This window comes from Paenibacillus sp. FSL E2-0201 (assembly GCF_037963325.1).
In the GTDB taxonomy this organism is placed as follows: domain Bacteria; phylum Bacillota; class Bacilli; order Paenibacillales; family Paenibacillaceae; genus Paenibacillus_AQ.
Window position 1 is genome coordinate 1,027,586 of sequence record NZ_CP150154.1, and the last position, 17,451, is coordinate 1,045,036.

At 42.4% G+C, this 17,451-nt stretch carries 16 protein-coding genes; 12 read left to right on the plus strand and 4 right to left on the minus strand.

All coding sequences use genetic code 11. From position 1 onward, the window contains the following. Positions 1 to 40 precede the first annotated feature (40 nt). Positions 41 to 1,246, plus strand: a complete 1,206-nt coding sequence (locus NSU15_RS04515; protein ID WP_042124410.1) for an MFS transporter — start codon at positions 41 to 43, stop codon at positions 1,244 to 1,246. Positions 1,247 to 1,340: 94 nt separating this feature from the next. Here the strand turns inward: NSU15_RS04515 and NSU15_RS04520 are convergent, their stop codons facing one another. Next, positions 1,341 to 1,745 (minus strand): hypothetical protein, encoded by a 405-nt coding sequence (locus NSU15_RS04520; protein ID WP_076119857.1) that lies wholly within the window; start codon positions 1,743 to 1,745, stop codon positions 1,341 to 1,343. 224 nt (positions 1,746 to 1,969) lie between these two features. On the opposite strand from NSU15_RS04520, the gene NSU15_RS04525 reads away from it, so the two are divergent. Both NSU15_RS04525 and NSU15_RS04530 read left to right on the plus strand, forming a co-directional pair. Continuing rightward, entirely contained in the window at positions 1,970 to 3,868 is a 1,899-nt protein-coding gene (locus tag NSU15_RS04525) for a HAMP domain-containing sensor histidine kinase (RefSeq protein ID WP_339289371.1), read from the plus strand. A gap of 227 nt (positions 3,869 to 4,095) precedes the next feature. Further along, positions 4,096 to 5,892, plus strand: coding sequence for an ATP-binding protein (locus NSU15_RS04530; RefSeq protein ID WP_339289373.1), 1,797 nt, complete (start codon positions 4,096 to 4,098; stop codon positions 5,890 to 5,892). 16 nt (positions 5,893 to 5,908) lie between these two features. Here the strand turns inward: NSU15_RS04530 and NSU15_RS04535 are convergent, their stop codons facing one another. Together NSU15_RS04535 and NSU15_RS04540 are read right to left on the minus strand one after the other, a co-directional pair. Then, on the minus strand, positions 5,909 to 6,148 hold the full coding sequence (locus tag NSU15_RS04535; protein ID WP_170880314.1) for an NHLP leader peptide family RiPP precursor: 240 nt from the start codon (positions 6,146 to 6,148) through the stop codon (positions 5,909 to 5,911). Between the two features lie 94 nt (positions 6,149 to 6,242). Next, the gene (locus NSU15_RS04540; RefSeq protein ID WP_339289374.1) at positions 6,243 to 7,178 is read right to left on the minus strand and encodes a hypothetical protein; all 936 of its coding nucleotides are present in this window, start codon (positions 7,176 to 7,178) and stop codon (positions 6,243 to 6,245) included. 103 nt (positions 7,179 to 7,281) lie between these two features. Here NSU15_RS04540 and NSU15_RS04545 point away from each other — a divergent pair, with 103 nt between their 5' ends. Then, positions 7,282 to 7,575, plus strand: coding sequence for a hypothetical protein (locus NSU15_RS04545; RefSeq protein ID WP_042124418.1), 294 nt, complete (start codon positions 7,282 to 7,284; stop codon positions 7,573 to 7,575). 41 nt (positions 7,576 to 7,616) lie between these two features. On the opposite strand, the gene NSU15_RS04550 is transcribed toward NSU15_RS04545, so the two are convergent. Beyond that, positions 7,617 to 9,527, minus strand: a complete 1,911-nt coding sequence (locus NSU15_RS04550; RefSeq protein ID WP_339289376.1) for a glycoside hydrolase family 20 zincin-like fold domain-containing protein — start codon at positions 9,525 to 9,527, stop codon at positions 7,617 to 7,619. Between the two features lie 84 nt (positions 9,528 to 9,611). On the opposite strand from NSU15_RS04550, the gene NSU15_RS04555 reads away from it, so the two are divergent. From NSU15_RS04555 to NSU15_RS04590, 8 genes are all read left to right on the plus strand, one after another. Beyond that, complete coding sequence (locus tag NSU15_RS04555) at positions 9,612 to 10,466, plus strand: AraC family transcriptional regulator (protein ID WP_042124422.1); 855 nt, start codon at positions 9,612 to 9,614, stop codon at positions 10,464 to 10,466. A gap of 538 nt (positions 10,467 to 11,004) precedes the next feature. After that, the gene (locus tag NSU15_RS04560; RefSeq protein ID WP_339289377.1) at positions 11,005 to 12,429 is read left to right on the plus strand and encodes an ATP-binding protein; all 1,425 of its coding nucleotides are present in this window, start codon (positions 11,005 to 11,007) and stop codon (positions 12,427 to 12,429) included. 23 nt (positions 12,430 to 12,452) lie between these two features. Continuing rightward, on the plus strand, positions 12,453 to 13,088 hold the full coding sequence (locus tag NSU15_RS04565) for a response regulator transcription factor (protein WP_036676623.1): 636 nt from the start codon (positions 12,453 to 12,455) through the stop codon (positions 13,086 to 13,088). Positions 13,089 to 13,353: 265 nt separating this feature from the next. Next, positions 13,354 to 14,094 carry a Wzz/FepE/Etk N-terminal domain-containing protein gene (locus NSU15_RS04570; RefSeq protein WP_042124427.1) on the plus strand — a complete coding sequence of 247 codons (741 nt, stop codon included), beginning with the start codon at positions 13,354 to 13,356 and terminating at the stop codon, positions 14,092 to 14,094. Further along, on the plus strand, positions 14,078 to 14,719 hold the full coding sequence (locus NSU15_RS04575) for a CpsD/CapB family tyrosine-protein kinase (RefSeq protein WP_076119863.1): 642 nt from the start codon (positions 14,078 to 14,080) through the stop codon (positions 14,717 to 14,719). Before NSU15_RS04570 ends, NSU15_RS04575 begins: the two co-directional genes overlap by 17 nt. Before the next feature lie 149 nt (positions 14,720 to 14,868). Next, positions 14,869 to 15,759, plus strand: coding sequence for a UTP--glucose-1-phosphate uridylyltransferase GalU (gene galU, locus NSU15_RS04580; protein ID WP_036676615.1), 891 nt, complete (start codon positions 14,869 to 14,871; stop codon positions 15,757 to 15,759). Between the two features lie 30 nt (positions 15,760 to 15,789). After that, complete coding sequence (locus NSU15_RS04585; RefSeq protein WP_042124430.1) at positions 15,790 to 16,482, plus strand: sugar transferase; 693 nt, start codon at positions 15,790 to 15,792, stop codon at positions 16,480 to 16,482. A gap of 25 nt (positions 16,483 to 16,507) precedes the next feature. After that, positions 16,508 to 17,443: a glycosyltransferase gene (locus tag NSU15_RS04590; RefSeq protein ID WP_339289379.1), complete on the plus strand. Its 936-nt coding sequence runs from the start codon at positions 16,508 to 16,510 to the stop codon at positions 17,441 to 17,443. The last annotated feature ends 8 nt before the right edge of the window (positions 17,444 to 17,451 follow it).

A 17,451-nucleotide genomic window follows, 5' to 3' on the forward strand; every position in this document is an offset into this window, starting at 1 on the left:
GAATGTTTCCGCGAGAACATCAAGAAAGGATGTGTAGATCATGCGCTTTTCATGGAAACGGAACTTAATCGTGCTTTGGGTGGGTGTCTTTTTTTGTAGTACGGCGTATTCGATCTCTATTCCGTTCCTCTCTATTTTTTTGAGTGACGAGCTTGGGGTTACGAATCATTTGGAAATTTGGTCTGGGGTTAGTTTTGGCATAACCTTTCTAGCCAGCGCTTTAATTTCTCCCTACTGGGGTTCCCTCGCCGACAAATACGGTCGGAAGCCGATGCTTATTCGCTCGGGCTTTAGTTTGGCAGCCTTATATCTGATTAATTACTTCGTGCATGATCCTTATGTCTTTCTAATCGTGCGCGTACTGCAAGGGCTGCTCGCTGGATTTGTTCCTGCTGCGATTGCCATGGTGGCCACGAACACTCCTGAAGATAAGACAGGATACGCGCTGAGTATTATGTCTACGGCCGGAGCAACGGGGAGTATCATTGGTCCGTTGATCGGCGGTTTAGTGAGTTTTTACACTAGCAATCGGGTTGCTTTTTTATTCTCAGCAGGTATTGTGCTTGTTTCGGCACTTATCGCTACTTTCTTTGCTAAAGAGGAGAACTTTGATCGATCTGCTCCGAGATCACATGTAAGTGATGATATCAAGGAAGCGAGAAGTAATCGCGCATTTATGACTTTGCTATTGCTGGCGGGGATTAGCACCTTTTCAGTTATGATTCTGGAGCCGCTTATTCCGATACATTTGCTAGACATGGGAATCGCCAAAAGCAGAGCCTCGCTTAGCTCAGGAATTGTATTCTCTGCTGTGGGTATTGCTACTGTGCTGATGGCTCCGCAGTGGGGTAGAATCGGAAGCCGTAAGGGCTTTGGAATGATCTTGTTCATTGGTTTAATTGGTGGAGGTATCGGTAATATTCTGCAGTTCTTTGTTACAGGTTATGTGGAATTCGCCGTTCTTCGTTTTGCTTATGGCTTGTTTTATGCCGGTGTACTTCCATCTGTAAATGCAATGATTGTACAAGTGATTGAGCCCGGATTTCGTGGACGTGCTTTTGGTCTCAATCAAGCGGCATCTCAACTAGCGACAATGGCCGGGCCTATTATAGGCGGCTTACTTGGGGCATTTATCCAGATTCGTTGGGTGTTTGTAATCAATGGGGTGATGCTGCTTGTAGCAGCGGTATTGGTGAAGACCCGCAAGCTGGATGCACAAATCGCAGCAGCACGTTCAGCAGAATAACCATAGTGCTTCAATAGTAACCCTTACTGAGGTCAGCACTTGTATTGAAAAACAAATAAAGCCGCCGGATTCTAGCCCGGCGGCTTTATTTATTCTAATCTCCATGTGATCCGTTTAAGACGTCTGTTCCGGGCATGCCATCCACTGGTGGTGAAGCAGGATCGATGATGGATCCAGGATACACCTCATCTGCATCGGGAATATCCTCCAGTGGCGGATCCTCCTCTTCCATCTCTAGTAGCTCCTCGCTCTCAGCATCATCCATATCCCTGCTTGTTAGTCCTGCCGTTTCAGCAGCCAGGAATGCATCGGATTCCAGTAAGTCATTTCTTTCGAGTGTTTCCTCAGGTTGGTTTAAACCAATATCCGCCGCCAAATATTTATCGCCAACCAACACGGGGTCGGCATCTTCATTGACAACATCATCTACATCAATATCTGCTTGTATATAACGCTCATATACAAAATCGGCTTCAGTTTTATTAGGTGTATCTTCCATAGCCGTTCACTCCCTCAGTAGGATAAGATTTGGACTTCTCTTATGTATCTTTACCCGAATGCCTATGATCGAATCGTTTTACAAATAATCAGGGAATTAACGCTGATAAATAACGTCTTTTTTCGAGAAAATTCACAAGAATAGGCAGGAATAGTGCGAACGTTGTCGAAATTAAGAATCATATATGATCATTTAAACAACTAATGAATTACTGAGGTGCTACGATGAAGTTGCCAAAACCAAAGATAGCGGCTACTTTGCTATTATTTCTATTGCTAACAGCAATAGTGCCTTACGGTGCGGCGATAGTGAGTGCTGGATCATCAGACTCTGCGCTGCCGGGTTGGGAAATTAGATTTGGAAATACTGAAGTAGAGACTGTCGAAGAAGCTGTAGCAGCTTCAGATGATGAATGGATTCGCGTAACGCCTCAAGATAATAAACCAGAGACACCAAGAGGTGTATCCTCAGCGTGGCTCCGGTTTTCTTTGCCGCAATTAAGTGACAAATCAGCATTGTTCATTAATAAGATATATGGAAATAGCGTTAAGGCTTATCTGAATAACGCGTTAGTATACGATTCTGAGGATAAGTATAATTTCAACGGCAGCAAAATTCTAATTCCTCTATCCAAAGAAGATGGAGGGCAAAAACTATACATATGGACCCAGGGAGGAAGCAAGGATTTAGGGATTGAAGGCGAAATTAGAGTAGATCGTTATAGTACGTTGTTGTCCATTTATGTGAAGCAGGGCTTACTGGATATCATCATTGGGACGACGTTTATCTTTGTAGCTATTGTGCTCTTGATTTGCTCGCTATTCATGAGAAAAGGATTTTTTACAGACGGATTTTTACTGGTGCTAATTCTTTTATCCATTGGAGTAATAGTGGTTACGTATTCTTCGTTCTTGCCGATCGTCCTCGGTGATTATGGGAAAATCGTGCTTGTATTTTTTGATTTAGCTTTGTATACCTTATTACCATCCTTAACATTTTATTTTGAGAAAATTTTCGGTTCAGGGAAAAAACAAATCGTCACCCGATTCCGTAAATTTCAAATGGTTTATTCTATATTCTGTTTTTTTCTAATGGTTGTTAATATCCTTCTGTCGTATCAGCTGGAAGACTTTTATAGATTTATGACAACTAACGTTCTAGGCATCTTTATGATTTTGCAATTTATATTATTGGTAAGCTTGGCGTTTATTCATACTTATCGCGGTAATGCAGATGCCATTGTTTTCACTACAGGGTTTACTATATTTTCCTTTGTATCTCTTACTGAATTGGTCGTGTACTACATATCCAGAGAATCCTATCAATTATATTGGTGGAAGTGGGGGTTGATGTTTTTCGTATTATCTTTAATCGTCATTCTAGGGAGAAGGTTTACGAGAAACCATGAACAACTCGTTGAATATTCTCGTAGGCTTGAGAAGTTCAATAATGATTTGCAGCGCTCCGAGAAGATGGAGATTATTAGTGAATTAGCGGCTTCTGTAGCGCATGAGGTACGAAATCCCTTGCAGGTGACCCGTGGTTTCCTTCAGATCCTAGGGGAACGGTCAGATCATAAGGAGAGGGAATATATGCAGATGGCCATCGCAGAACTGGATAGAGCCACAGTTATTATTTCAGACTTCCTTACCTTTGCTAAGCCGGGCTTGGAGACTATTGAAAGGCTTGATGTATCCGAAGAGTTACGCCATGTTTCTGGTATTCTTTCTCCGCTTGCCAATTTACAAGGGGGAGTGATTGAACTCAACCTACAGTCAGATCTCTGCGTAATTGGGTCATCTGCCAAATTCAAACAAGCCTTTATTAATATTATAAAAAATAGCATCGAAGCTTTGCAGGATAATGGACTGATTAGAGTTACAGCCTGGGAATTCGGAGCTCATGTAATGATTAGTGTACGTGATAACGGGGAAGGGATGAATGGCAGTGAACTAGCCCGATTGGGTGAGCCTTATTACTCTAATAAAACAAAAGGAACAGGGCTTGGACTTATGGTCACCTTTCGAATTATTGAAGCGATGGAAGGGACAACGGAGTTTCAAAGTGAGAAGGGGGAAGGAACGGAGATTATCATCAAGTTACCAAAGTATAGAAAAATTTAGGAGAAATTTATGATTATTCCGTTTTTTAGGAGGAAAGGGTAGTGTAGTGAGCGAAGTAGTACACACAGAATATTGTTTCTGAAACTTCCTTCTGAGGTGCCTATATGCGCTTGATGGTTAAAATACTCCACATTGTTATCATCCTTTCTTTCCTCTGGATAGGTTTAGATTCTATTATTGTATCGGCGGCAAACCCATATTCATCTCAAGAAATTACAAAGTGGCAAATGAAATGGGGGCCTGAAACAGGAAATACAGAAGAAGAGGTTCCGTGGAGTGAAGGCCAGCAAAGCTGGATGAACGTAGATTCTAAGAAGGGAATCCCAGATTTACCTTCAGGGGTATCCTCATCTTGGACCCGTATTGCCTTACCTGATCTTACATATGTATCTCCTTCGGTGTATATCGATACTTTATATGCTCTTGATGTAAAGGTTTATGTGGAGGACCGTTTGATCTTCGAGGAAGATCGTAATTATATCAAGGATAATTATTCTTTGCTGTTGCCTTTAAGTAAAGAAGATAACGGGAAAACACTATATATCTGGACAGCAACGATGCAAGACAGAATCGGAATTAAAGATAGTGTTGTGATTGGTGAACACAGTCAATTAATAAATAAATATATTGAGAATGGACTAAGCGATGTGATTCTGGGCTGCGCTTTTTTTCTGGTGGCCATTGTTCTATTTATAAGTGCCTTTTACATAAACAAAGAATATTTCTCCAGTGTTGCCTCATTAGCAGTGGTTATAGCGTCTACAGGCATCCTTTCATTAACCTACTCCCCCTTCATTTATACCTTTTACAGTAAATTGGGACCAATCAGCAATGTCTGCTTGGACTTAGCCCTTTTTTCACTTTTACCGGCCCTCACCTTTTTATTTGAAAAGTTATTCGGTTGCGGTAAGTTCAGTATCATTCAAAAATTCCGTAAATTTCAAGTCCTTTACTCCTCTTTTTGTTTCCTATGTCTTTTTATCAATCTCCTATCAAATAATCGTTATATTGAGTTCTATTATTTTGTTTCTACCACTATTATAGGGTTCATCTTCATCCTCCAATTCATCCTATTAATCGTATGTGTGGTGATGTTCTCACTTAAAGGAAATAAAGATGCTGATGTTTTTGCTATTGGATTTGGGATCGCAGCGTTTACAGTAGTTGCAGAGCTACTATGGTATTACATCCAAAAAGGGAACTATGATTTGTTCTTGTGGAAGTGGGGGCTTGTTGTTTTCATTATTTCCTTGATCGTAATTCTGGAGCGGAGATTGGCCTATAGCCATCAACAGGTTGTTAATTATTCTAGAGAATTAGAGCGTTTCAACAATGAATTGGAGCGTTCAGAAAAAATGGAGATCATCAGCGAGCTTGCTGCATCCGTAGCCCATGAAGTGCGAAACCCACTACAAGTAACTCGAGGCTTCCTTCAGCTGATTAGCGAGAAGTCCGTTAACGAAGAACAAATTTATATGTCAATGGCCTTAAGCGAACTTGATCGCGCATCTAATATAATTACCGATTTCTTGACCTTTGCTAAACCAGAATTTGAGACGATCTCTAGCCTGAATTTATATGATGAATTTAAGCATATTGAGAGCATTATGCAGCCTCTTTGTCACATCAATGGAGGAAAGATGATTCTGGATGTATCCGGTCCATTATGGGTAAAAGGAAATTCCTCGAAGTTTAAACAGGCGTTCATCAACATTATCAAGAACAGTATTGAATCTTTCAGAGAGGAAGGGTTCATTTATATGTCGGTGTACGGCGAAGATGATAAAGTGATTATTCACATCAAAGACAATGGGGAGGGAATGGACGCTGATGTTCTGCACCGACTCGGAGAACCGTATTTCACGAAGAAAAATAAAGGAACAGGATTAGGCTTGATGGTTACTTTTCGTATCATAGAAGCTATGCATGGCGAAGTAAGATTTACAAGCAAAAAAGGAGTAGGAACCGAATCCATCACCATACTGCCATTGGCAGAAGCTCCGGATGATTCCTACTCCCTATGAGGTTAATCTTGCTGTCTTACCAAGAACCGCGTGGTGCTGCGGTTGCTTTCAATACATCTGATGATGGACTTGGTGGGATTACAAGATAGAATTCATTTGAACCTTCTTCAACGGCTTTCAAGGTAACGCTGTCGGGAATGATTACGCCTAGCGCTTCTTGGAGAGCTGCTTTTGGATCTGCGAGTAGTCTTTGCTTGAAACTTGGATCTTCCCATGCCTTTTGAATGACTTGATTTCTAAGAACTGCTTCTGACATAATAATCACCCTTTCCGAAATGTATATATTTACCTTAAATAATATAACATAGCAATTGTGCTAATACTATTCTTTTTTCTACAAAATAATAGAATTATTGTATATTTTTTGAAAGATAATAAAATAAGCCTCCACCTTGTAATAGCTGCTTTTCTGCTTCAATTGAATCAGAGATCTGTTGTAAGTTCGTCACTAGCATAGAATGAAATGCAAGAAGATGAGGTACATCTAAGCTGGAAGCTATCACTTTATGATGTGTATCCTGCGCTAATTCGGTATAGGTATGTAATCCGCTTGTAGTGAATAGGAAAAATTCGACCTCGTTCGATGTGAGTGAGGTTTCTTTATCAGTGGATAGATTACTCCGTGTAAGTGAGAGTATACAATTATAGCTGCCTTCTGCTAAATCTTCTTTCCAGTCTTCATAGTCGTCAAGCATTTGTAGGGTAAGTAGAACGGAGTCGATCATTTCCTCAGTCTGCGGTACAAGAGAATCCTTACCAGATAGAAGAAGGGCAGCAGTGCTGGATAATTTGAGCGGACTGGCTTTATAAGAGATTTTGATTCGATCGCTAAGAAAATAATCGCTGGTGGATTCATTACTAACACTGTCTGCCCATTGAGCAATATAGCGATTAAATGAAGTCCAGAAAGAGGAGTCATTCGGAAATAAACCTCTGTAGATATTCAAAAATTCAACATAGAGCAGGTTCGCCAAAGGTAGTCTTTCGTATGTAGAGGATTCTTTGCTATCCATCAGGTCATCTTGTATGAAAAAATATAGCATAAAGAAGACATTGCCCATCGACATTTGACGGGTAATTTCTGCTGAGAGTCCGCAGCCTTTCTGAAGCCAAAAGGGTAATAGATAACATATGTAATTTTTGTGGCTTTCCGCATTAAATACGTTAAAATGTTCAAGATAGGACATGCCTTGTGAATTTAGAGGCGCTGGAAATTCGGAGATGATCTTTTTGCTCTCTTGAAATACTAAGCGGAGTTCTTCTTCGTAATCATTTAGCCAATCCATTGCATCTCTCCTCTAATGAAATTACAAAAATCTGGTTCTTTCGCCCTGATTATATCCTTCTCTTTATTCCATTACAACTAAAATTTAGGAGGTTTCAGGACAAATGGAGTGCTATACTTTGGGTCAAATGCTTATGACGATTCGAATGGGGCAAAAGGCTGAAACGCCAGACGGCCGCATTGTGATGCGTACCTCTACGGGTCTTATTTGGAGAAACGGGATCTTGAATGGAAAAACAGTAGAAATCAAGGATTATTTGTTCTCTGATTTGTGGCAAATCTATGAGGATGAGGAAAGTATGAAAGAGGGAATTGGCAGAGAAAAGCATGAGGAGCGGGAGCGGGAGATGCTTGAAAATCAATATGAAGAGCTGCGCTTAGCGAGTCGAAAACGCTAGATTTAACGTTAAACTCGCCAAGCGCAGCTAGGATGAGGAAATTACTTCGATTTCAATGCTTCGTATTGACCTCTTAGACGTAGAAGTCTCCAAATACTTTGATCCAAGCCACCGAGTCGGTTGCGCTCGGTCCACAATAGACGATATTGATGAAGAAGAACATTCAAATCATTGATTTGCTCCGTAATCAGGTTAGGGTCAATCGAATCTGGTGAGGATGCCAGCTGCAGTTTGATTCTGCCAAGCTGCACAGCGTGTTTCACAAAATGGATTCCGTTACTCAGTTCCTTTAGGACAAGATCAGCATCATCACATTGTAGATCAAGTCCCGAGAGACGTGCCTCGATAGAGAGCATGTATTCTTCGAGATTGTTGAAATGTTCTTCGGTAAGTTTCTCTACAATTAACAAATTGTCGAGATTAGTGCGAAGAAGCAGGGACATTTCCGTATCATTTGAACGAATAATCTCGGATTCAAGCTGATAGTAATTGCCGAGATCAAGGAGTAGTTGACCAATACCCTCGGAGCGATCGGCAAAGATGAATGTATTTAGGTACTTTGCAGTGTTCACTTTTAGATTGTTATCTACATTCCAGGCAAGTGCAGCACCGTAAACATATCCAGTATAGCTGATTGGGAGATGCTGCCAGTGTCCGTGATCCCCCCAATCGGTAATGAGATAGCCGATGGCACCGTTATTCTTGCCATGAATAGCAGCGCTACGCAGATTGGCAAACATATTGTCGCTACGCCCTGTAATGGAGTTCCATGAGCTGGTGCCTGGGCAGACATAGAAAGGAATACCTGCTTCACGGAATTTGAGGGTATCCGACTCGAAAGGATGTTCAGCACTATATCCCCATTCCATTGCAATAATGTCTTTAGGAAGATGAGGAATCAGCTCGGGATGCTGGATAATAATATCACCCCAGAATTGCATCGTTTTGCCGCGTTTCGTAACGAGTTCATAAATCTTCTGAAGAAAAGATAAATAGATCTGACCTTTGCCTTGTGATTCAGCTAGCGCTTTGCTTTTGCCAAGACCTAGCTCATACGTCTCATCACAGCCTACATTAAACTGATTAGAGGTAAAATAAGGAAGCAGATCATCGAACATTTTTTCTAGCAGAGGGAGTACGGCAGGGTCTTCGGTGTCAAACGTACCGGGATGCATAAATAACCCTTCTGGATATACATCTGCCATGTACAATTCCTTAGGAAGCATGAATCCCTCTGGAATTTCCGCCAAAGCATTGAATTCAGGACGGGAAAGCCAGCCTTCCATATGTCCAAAGCTGTTCTGGTTTGGAACAAGCTCAATATATCGCGCCTTACAATAGGCATCTAGAAGCAAGATTTCCTCGCCAGTAATCGGAGTTTCAAGCTCCCACACTTGAGGGAAAGATTCATACGCGAACGGAGCACCTTCTATATATAGCTGAACTTGGTTCATCTTCAGATCGGCCATAAGGTCAATGATTCGGTACAAGGTTTCTTGCTTCGGAATTTTATTGCGGCTGATATCAATGGTAATCCCGCGAGCTCCAAAATCAGGTTCATCGTGAATATGCAGATGAGGAATAGATCTTCCGCTTTGCTCAATAATTTGTTTCAGGGTTGCTACGGCGTAGAAAGCCCCGACAGGTGAGCTATAGGAGACAACGATACCGCTTTGATCAATAACAATCTCATATGCCTGCTCTGATAAGGATGGCACATAGCTAAAGATACAAGCGGATACTACCGTTGGGCGTATGCCAATGGATAAAGTTAAATGAAGATTTAAGGCTTGTTTAATCACAGCTTGCAGCTTTTGTGCAGCCGGCATTGCACCTTGTTCTCCCATACTAGGAAGCACGATGCTTCCGCTTATTGGGAAACGGAATGAACCTTCGGACAATGTGATTTCACGCGGATTAGGTACAAGCAGTAGTGTAGAATGATTAAGCATAGCGTGGACACCTCTTATTCATGTAGAATATGATCAACTTCACAATAACCTTATCACTACTAAACAAGGGGAGGAATGTCTATAATGTCCAAGCACATGGATTATATGATCAGTCCATATCCAATACGAATTATTGATCCGAAGGTTGAGTCCTCCAAGCTGAAGCTTAAAAATATAAGAGTAGGACAAGCCGGTCATTTGCCGGGAAGAACGTTATTCCGGTCGGGCGTAATCTTTGAACACTGGGCAATTGTTTACATAGTATCTGGTGGCGGCACTTATATGGAAACTTCGGGTAAAGAACAGCAGGTGCGTGAGGGCAGCTTATTCTTTTTTCGCCCAGGATACAGTTACAATTTCGGTCCACCATCTGGAGGGAGCTGGGATGAGTATTATATTAACTTTAATGGGACACGTGTATCGGAATGGCTGGAGTCGGGTCTAATTGCTGGCGGGAATGTGTTCCAAGCAAATTCGATCATGGGTCTTTCGACCTTATTTGAAGAAGTGCTAGAGCGTATGGAGAGTGGAGAACCTGCAGATGCGGATCGGGCCGCATTACTCGTTGAAAGAATGCTATTGGAGTGTTCATTTATAATAGAAGAAAAAAGTTGGAATGCCCAGGCAGATTATATGCGTCAAATCCGTGAGGACCTTAATTTATGCATTTATGGTGAAATGGACCTAGAACAAATTGCGGCTAAACATCATATTTCGATGTCTACACTTCGTCGTCTTGTTCGTCGTAGTAGCGGTTATCCGCTTCATGAATATATTCACCGTCTTAAAATGGCAGAGGCTAAAAAGCTGCTTCTCAACACCTCATTACAAGTGAAAGAAATCTCTGGTATGCTTCATTATAATGATCCGTTCTATTTTTCACGTTTATTTAAAAAATATATGGGGATCGCGCCCCAACTTTGCCGAAGCAACATATAAAACGACATGACTCTACTAGAGTCCCATTGACAATTATTTAAATTTGTATAATGGTGTCGTTTTATAAGTTATGTTGAAAATAATGGATGTATTTTACATATATATGTTAGTTCTTATTAACTATAACGGAATAAATACCAAAATTTAGGAATAAATCCTTCTAAAAAAATAATAAATTTTTTGTAACTATTTTTCAAATGGAAGCGCAAACATGGATAATGTCAACTTGTTATTGTGATTTTTCTCATGTATGATGCTTTTATCGAACACAGTACAATCTCGCATTTTCCAAAAAACTGGAGAATAGGGTGGTGGGATGAGAATCAAGCCAACTGCAGAAGACAAACTGATTGCGTATTACAGGTACTTCTCTTTGTCCCTCACATCGCTCATGTATCTTCTAGATCAAACGGGACCTTCCGTAATTTATAAATGCCTTGTTATTGCCATACTCTTTCTGTTTGCACAAACGTTCTCATTTTGTTATCGGAGGTTACGAAGCAGGCCAAAGACTCTCGTCCTGGCTGTTAGCGTAGAGATGGTGGGAATTATTGCATTGACCTTGTTTACAGGTGGATACGAGAGTTCGTTTAGGCTCTATGTGCTAAACCCTGTATTGATTGCTGCGGGCTCATTGTCCATTTATTTTGGATGGTCGCTGCTCTTAAGTTACATCAGTATTTTCGCGGTGCTTTGTTATTTTGTTATCAATTCTGCGAACAAAACTTTTCTAGAAATTGTATTTGTAAATGGGAATCTGTTTCTAACACTGGTACTTACGGTTATAATAATGCAGATCGTTAATCGGATGAAGTGGCAACGTGAAGAATCGAATGCTCGCACGAAAGAGACGATGGAGCATATCAAATCGCTGTACCATATCGTGGAAACCTCAAGCCAACATGATTTCATGAATATCGGTCAAGTGATCACCGATTATGTTGTTAAGCTAACGAAGCTAGACAAGGCTTTGTTTTGGTTCGCCAAGAAAAGCGGAGAACCAGCTCCGCAGAGCAGGCAGACCGGCTGGCAGCAGGAAGAGGAACAGTTCCTATTCTCAGAGCTGGGAAAACATGAGCATGAATGGAGATTGCAGCGAGAGCCTATTTTTAGAAATCTTCCGGGATTAGGAGATTTCCTGCTGATGCCTGTACGGATGAGCACCCGTTTTGTAGGGATGATTGGACTCAGGCTGGAGTCTGCAGAGGGGCTGGAAGGCCGCAGATGGTATATTCAACAATTGATATTCTTATCTGAGCTAAGTGCGAATATTCTTGAAAGGCATGAGCTTGGTGTGATCGAGAACCGGTTGATCATCACGAACGAACAGAACCGGATTGCGGATGAAATGCATGACAGTGTATCGCAGAGCCTTTTTGGCATTGTGTATGCGACGCATTCGCTGAAGGAATCGTGGAAGAGAATGTCAGATCATGAGCTAGAAGAACAAATTGAGCTTATTCATGACTCTGCTACCAAGGTTGCTAAAGAACTGCGGATCACGATCTACAGTCTTAGCTCCAAGAAGAGCGGCGGGCCTACATGGTTGGGCATGGTAAGATCACATTTGAAGAGCTTATCCAGATTAAATGATGTTGATATTGATTTAAAAATAACGGGAGATGATTTTAGTCTCCCTTATCCTTACCACAAGGCGCTTTTTCGGATTATCTCTGAAGCCACTGGAAATGCCATCAGGCATGGCGCTGCCAGTCGAGTGGATGTAGAGCTATCTCTGAAGCCGACTTGGATCCGATTATTGATTTGTGACAATGGTGTTGGTTTTGATACTGATTTGTTATGTATTGAATCCGAAGATAGTGTAAGCGGGCTTGGCATGAAGAATATGCAATATTTGACCCAGTCGCTCGGTGGCGACTTTCAGTTGTCCAGTAATGAAAGTTCAGGAACAAGAATTATGATTTCAATTCCTGTCGGTGTAGCTGAATTAAAGAATGCATAAACTTTAGGCGGGAGGTCGTTTCTGTGAAAATCGTCATTGTTGATGATCATCCTTTAGTTAGAAGAGGACTGGCATCTGTCATTTCCATGCAACCGAATGTGCAGTTTGCAGGTGAGGCAACGAATGGTCAAGAAGCGCTTCTTGTGATTGAGGAGACGCAGCCTGATCTCGTACTGATTGATCTTAAGCTAGCAGATGAATCGGGGTTGGATGTCATCAAGACAGCACGTGCTCGTGGTATCGTTAGTAAGTTCATTCTGTTGACGTCATCTGCGAGCAGAGAAGATTTCCTGAAGGCTGAAGAGGTACTGGTAGATGGATATGTACTGAAAGAGGCGCTGCCGGAGGAGTTACTGTTTGCTATCCAATTAGTGCACAAAGGCAGGAAGTATTACGATCCTGGTCTGATGGAAGATAAAATGCGCATGAGCGGAAGCAGCCCAACGGATGAATTGACACCCAAAGAGAAGGAAGTTCTGATCGAGTTGGGACAGGGCGCTTGCAATAGAGAAATTGCCTCACGCCTTTTCATTAGCGAATTTACGGTGAAGAAGCATGTCAGTCAGATTTTAGCAAAATTACAGGTGGCTGATCGTACACAGGCGGCGCTTTATGCAAATGCTGTCGGTTTAACCAAATATGAAATGTCTTATGAGTGAAAATTGAAATAATTCATAAGCATTGTACATGAACACGGACAGAATGTCCGTGTTTTTTTGTGCGTCAAAACTTAAATTAGCCCTAAATATGGTACTAAAGTATACCATCACCCCCTCTTACGGTGTAACACACCTTACTCCAAAGTGAACAGGAAAGTAATGATATGACCCATGTGGCGAATGATGTGGATTGATAGAATTAAAGCAACAACTGAAACTTTCATGAATTATTTCAGAATGTAATTTATACGGAAGGAGGGTTACTGTGGAAAAGACGATTCTGGATTACATTAACCTGATTAAAAAAAGGTTTTGGCTCATCATGGTGTTCGTTTTGATCTCCTGTGCTACGACTTACTATGTTAGCAAAAACTTCGTTGAACCCGTCTATTCCGCTTCCGGACAGTTGCTTGTCAACAACATTGCCAAGGCTCCCGAGAGCAACAATCTTAACGATTTGAGCTTTAGCCTGAATTTAATTGAGAGTTACAAGGAAATTATGAAATCACCGACCATCATGAAAAGCGTAATAGAAAATCACCCGGAGTTTGGTCTGACGGCTGATGAACTAAGCCAGAAGCTTGAGATTAAAACTTCAGAGAAGAGTCAGGTGATCAACCTAAATGTACAGGATGAAAACTACACCAAAGCTGCCGGGATCGTAAATGCGGTTTCGCAGACATTCATTCGTGTATTGCCATCGCTGATGAGGGTAGACAATGTTACCTTGCTGACACCGGCTGATCCGACTGATGTTCCAGGGCCCTCGAACGGCGGGTTTGCGATGAATCTCATTATAAGCTTTGTTGTATCGCTTATGGCTGCTCTAGGAATTATTTTGCTGATGGAAACACTTAACGGCACATTAAGGTCTGAAAAGGAAGCGGAATATGACCTTGGTCTTCCGGTAATTGCTTCGATCGCAACCATTCGTAAACGCGATTTGGGTAAGGCGGCAGGCGGCAACACAAGAGTGAAGGAGGGTGCTTATGTTACGGCTAAATAAGAGTCTGGTTACGGACGTTAATCCATCCTCGCATATCTCGGAATCGTTCCGATCGCTACGCACATATATACGCCACCTTGGATTAGCACAGGATAGCGGAGGGAAAGTGCTGCTCTTTACGTCAGCAGAAGCTGGAGCAGGCAAGACGACGATTTTGTCGAATCTGGCGGTGTCTTTCGTCCAGGATGGGAAGAAGGTAGCGGTGGTGGACTGCAATCTGCGACATCCCGGTCTTCATACAGTGTTTGAAGTAGAGGGTAGTGACGGGCTTGCGGCTTATTTAAGTGGGCAAGAGGAAGCGGATAACATCGCTGTCCTCGGAAATCTGGCCAATCTTTCGGTCATCCCGGCGGGTAAGACTCAGGTTAGTCCGCCGGATTTGCTAGGTAACCCTAAAATGACCGCTTTGCTCGAGGAACTAAAAGAAAACTACGATCTGATCCTACTGGATTCTCCTTCGGCAGTCGACTTCAGTGATGCTCGTATATTGGCGCCACAAGCGGACGGCGTAATCCTGGTGGCCAGATACGGAAAGTCCAAACGGGAATCGATTCGCAAAGCGAAGACGCTGCTTGAACAGACCGGCTCTAATCTAATCGGAATTGCCATGAACCAGGCGAAGTAAATGTTTATGCTTTCGAAGTGAGTTTTGCCCGAAGTGAAATCATTGAAGCTAATACTTACAAAACTTAAGTTTATGCTTTCGAAGTGAGTTTTGTATGAAGTGGGATCATTGAAGCTAATGCTCACAAAACTTTTAGGAGGTAAAGTGCGATGAAAAAAGTAAAAAAAGTAATCATACCCGCGGCAGGACTAGGTACGCGCTTTCTTCCTGCAACGAAAGCCATGCCTAAAGAAATGCTTCCGATTATCAATAAACCAACGATTCAATACATTGTGGAGGAAGCTATTGCTTCCGGTATTGAAGATATCATCATTGTTACTGGTAAAGGTAAAAGAGCTATTGAGGATCATTTTGACAATGCGTTTGAGCTGGAGTCTAGGCTTCTGGAAGATGGAAAACTGGATCTGCTTAAAGAGGTTCAGCGTTCAGCCAAGGTGGAAATTCACTATATCCGCCAGAAAGAACCAAAGGGTCTGGGTCATGCCGTATGGTGTGCAAGACGGTTTATCGGAGATGAGCCATTCGGTGTCATGTTAGGCGATGATATCGTCACAGGAGCCGTACCTTGCCTTAAGCAGCTGATCGATCAATATGAAGAAACACAAAACTCGGTTATCGGAGTTCAAGAGATTCCTGATGAATTCACGAATCGTTACGGTATTATTGAACCGGATTTGCAGGACGGTAAATTGTATCGGGTTAACAATTTTGTAGAGAAGCCGCCACTTGGTACGGCACCTTCCAATCTGGCGATCATGGGCCGGTATGTGTTTACTCCGAAGATCTTTAAGTATCTTGATTTGATGGAAGAAGGCGCTGGCGGAGAGATCCAGTTGACAGATGCTATTCAGAAGCTGAATCAGAGCGAACGGGTATATGCCTATAATTTTGACGGAACAAGATATGATGTCGGCGAGCGGCTTGGATATATTTTGACCACACTTGAATTTGCACTGCAGAGCGAAGATTTGCGCTATCCGGTAATGGACGCAATGTCGGAATGGCTGAATAAAATGGGACAAACCAGCTTGAGTAGTTAAGTTGAGTTCGCAAAATTTTAGATGAGGAGGATGAGCATGCAAAAACTGCCGGAAGACTACGAGGCGGTCCTGCCGAAACTTTACATGCTGCATACCGATGAGAGAAGGAAAGAAGCGGAGTCCTATCTGATAATGAAACGGATGATCGATATCTTTTTTTCCGCTCTTGGTCTTCTCGTGTTAATGCCATTATTTGTTGTCGTGGCGATTCTGATCAAGCTGGAAGATCCGAAGGGTAAAGTGTTCTTTCGGCAAAACCGGGTTGGCAAGAATGAAAAGCAGTTCCCTATGTATAAGTTCAGATCCATGGTTAGCAACGCTGAGGAGTTAAAGGAAAACCTGATGGCCTATAACGAAGTGAGCGGTGCAATGTTCAAGATTAAGAACGATCCTCGGATCACACAGATCGGGAGATTTTTGCGCAAGACGAGCATCGATGAGCTACCTCAGCTGTGGAATGTGCTGATAGGGCAAATGAGCCTGGTTGGTCCTCGTCCTCCACTGCCAGAAGAAGTGGCTCAATATACGGAATATGACAAACAGCGTTTGACGGTTACACCAGGCTGCACCGGGTATTGGCAAGTAAATGCCCGAAACAGTGTGGGCTTCGACGAAATGGTTCAGCTGGACTTAACCTACATTCATATTCGGAGCACCATGCTGGATCTAAAAATCATTGCAAAAACTGGGCTGATGTTACTCGGTTCAAAAGATGCTTATTAATAATGTGGAAATTAGGTGAATGCCGATGCGTGAATACGGAGACGTTCCTAAGCTTTCCATTATCATCTGTACCTACAACAGAGCACCTTTATTGATCAAGACGCTTCAGTCACTTTTAAAGTTGGATTACTTAGAGCAGGCGGAGATCATTGTTGTGGATAACTGTTCCAAGGATGATACTGAAGCGTGCGTCAAAAAGTTCATAAGAACCCATGGAGCTGATGTGGATATCCGCTACATGATGGAACCTATACAGGGGCTGTCAGCGGCTAGGAATACAGGGATTCTGGCTTCCAAATCCCAGCTGATCGCCTTCCTAGATGATGATGCGATACCTTGCCGGAGTTGGATTACAACGATTGTCAGTACTTTTGAGAGTAAACCGGAGGTTATGGCTATGGGAGGCAAAATCTCTCCTATCTTCGAAAGTAAACGTCCGGATTGGTTGATTAAGCCTTTCGAACTTCCATACACCATTGTTGATTTAGGCAGCCGGATTAAGGAATATCCCAAGCAGCTTCACCCTTGTGGAGCCAATATGGCAATGCGGAAGCTTGTATTCGACATCAGTCTTTTTCCTTTAGACCTAGGAAGGAAGGGAGATTCTCTCCTCTCTGGGGAAGAGACTTGGTTATTCGGACAGATTCAAAAAGAAGGGCATTCCATTCTTTATCATCCGGAAATGGCCGTTGATCATTTTGTTCCAGCGGCTCGTTTGACGGAAGATTGGATCATGAGGCGGTATTATAGCCAAGGAATCTCAAATGCTATGAAAAGCGAAGGAATAAAAGGCAAGCTGCTTCTAATGGGAAAAACAGCCGCTAAGCTCGTGTATATCCTGGCTGATTCTATTCTTTCACGAAGCAAAGGGAGAAGACTTTTGAACAAATGCAGGCTGGAGAGTATTCGTGGAACGCTTCATATGATTCTCAATCGGGAGAGGCATTCCGCAGCGGGGTGAGGGATTAA

Excerpts from the sequence above, each read along its gene's own strand:
- NSU15_RS04515 (WP_042124410.1), top strand. The coding sequence starts at position 41 with ATGCGCTTTTCATGGAAACGGAACTTAATCGTGCTTTGGGTGGGTGTC.
- NSU15_RS04520 (WP_076119857.1), bottom strand. The coding sequence starts at position 1,745 with ATGGAAGATACACCTAATAAAACTGAAGCCGATTTTGTATATGAGCGT.
- NSU15_RS04525 (WP_339289371.1), top strand. The coding sequence starts at position 1,970 with ATGAAGTTGCCAAAACCAAAGATAGCGGCTACTTTGCTATTATTTCTA.
- NSU15_RS04530 (WP_339289373.1), top strand. The coding sequence starts at position 4,096 with ATGAAATGGGGGCCTGAAACAGGAAATACAGAAGAAGAGGTTCCGTGG.
- NSU15_RS04535 (WP_170880314.1), bottom strand. The coding sequence starts at position 6,148 with ATGTCAGAAGCAGTTCTTAGAAATCAAGTCATTCAAAAGGCATGGGAA.
- NSU15_RS04540 (WP_339289374.1), bottom strand. The coding sequence starts at position 7,178 with ATGGATTGGCTAAATGATTACGAAGAAGAACTCCGCTTAGTATTTCAA.
- NSU15_RS04545 (WP_042124418.1), top strand. The coding sequence starts at position 7,282 with ATGGAGTGCTATACTTTGGGTCAAATGCTTATGACGATTCGAATGGGG.
- NSU15_RS04550 (WP_339289376.1), bottom strand. The coding sequence starts at position 9,527 with ATGCTTAATCATTCTACACTACTGCTTGTACCTAATCCGCGTGAAATC.
- NSU15_RS04555 (WP_042124422.1), top strand. The coding sequence starts at position 9,612 with ATGTCCAAGCACATGGATTATATGATCAGTCCATATCCAATACGAATT.
- NSU15_RS04560 (WP_339289377.1), top strand. The coding sequence starts at position 11,005 with ATGGTGGGAATTATTGCATTGACCTTGTTTACAGGTGGATACGAGAGT.
- NSU15_RS04575 (WP_076119863.1), top strand. The coding sequence starts at position 14,078 with ATGTTACGGCTAAATAAGAGTCTGGTTACGGACGTTAATCCATCCTCG.
- galU (WP_036676615.1), top strand. The coding sequence starts at position 14,869 with ATGAAAAAAGTAAAAAAAGTAATCATACCCGCGGCAGGACTAGGTACG.
- NSU15_RS04585 (WP_042124430.1), top strand. The coding sequence starts at position 15,790 with ATGAGCATGCAAAAACTGCCGGAAGACTACGAGGCGGTCCTGCCGAAA.
- NSU15_RS04590 (WP_339289379.1), top strand. The coding sequence starts at position 16,508 with ATGCGTGAATACGGAGACGTTCCTAAGCTTTCCATTATCATCTGTACC.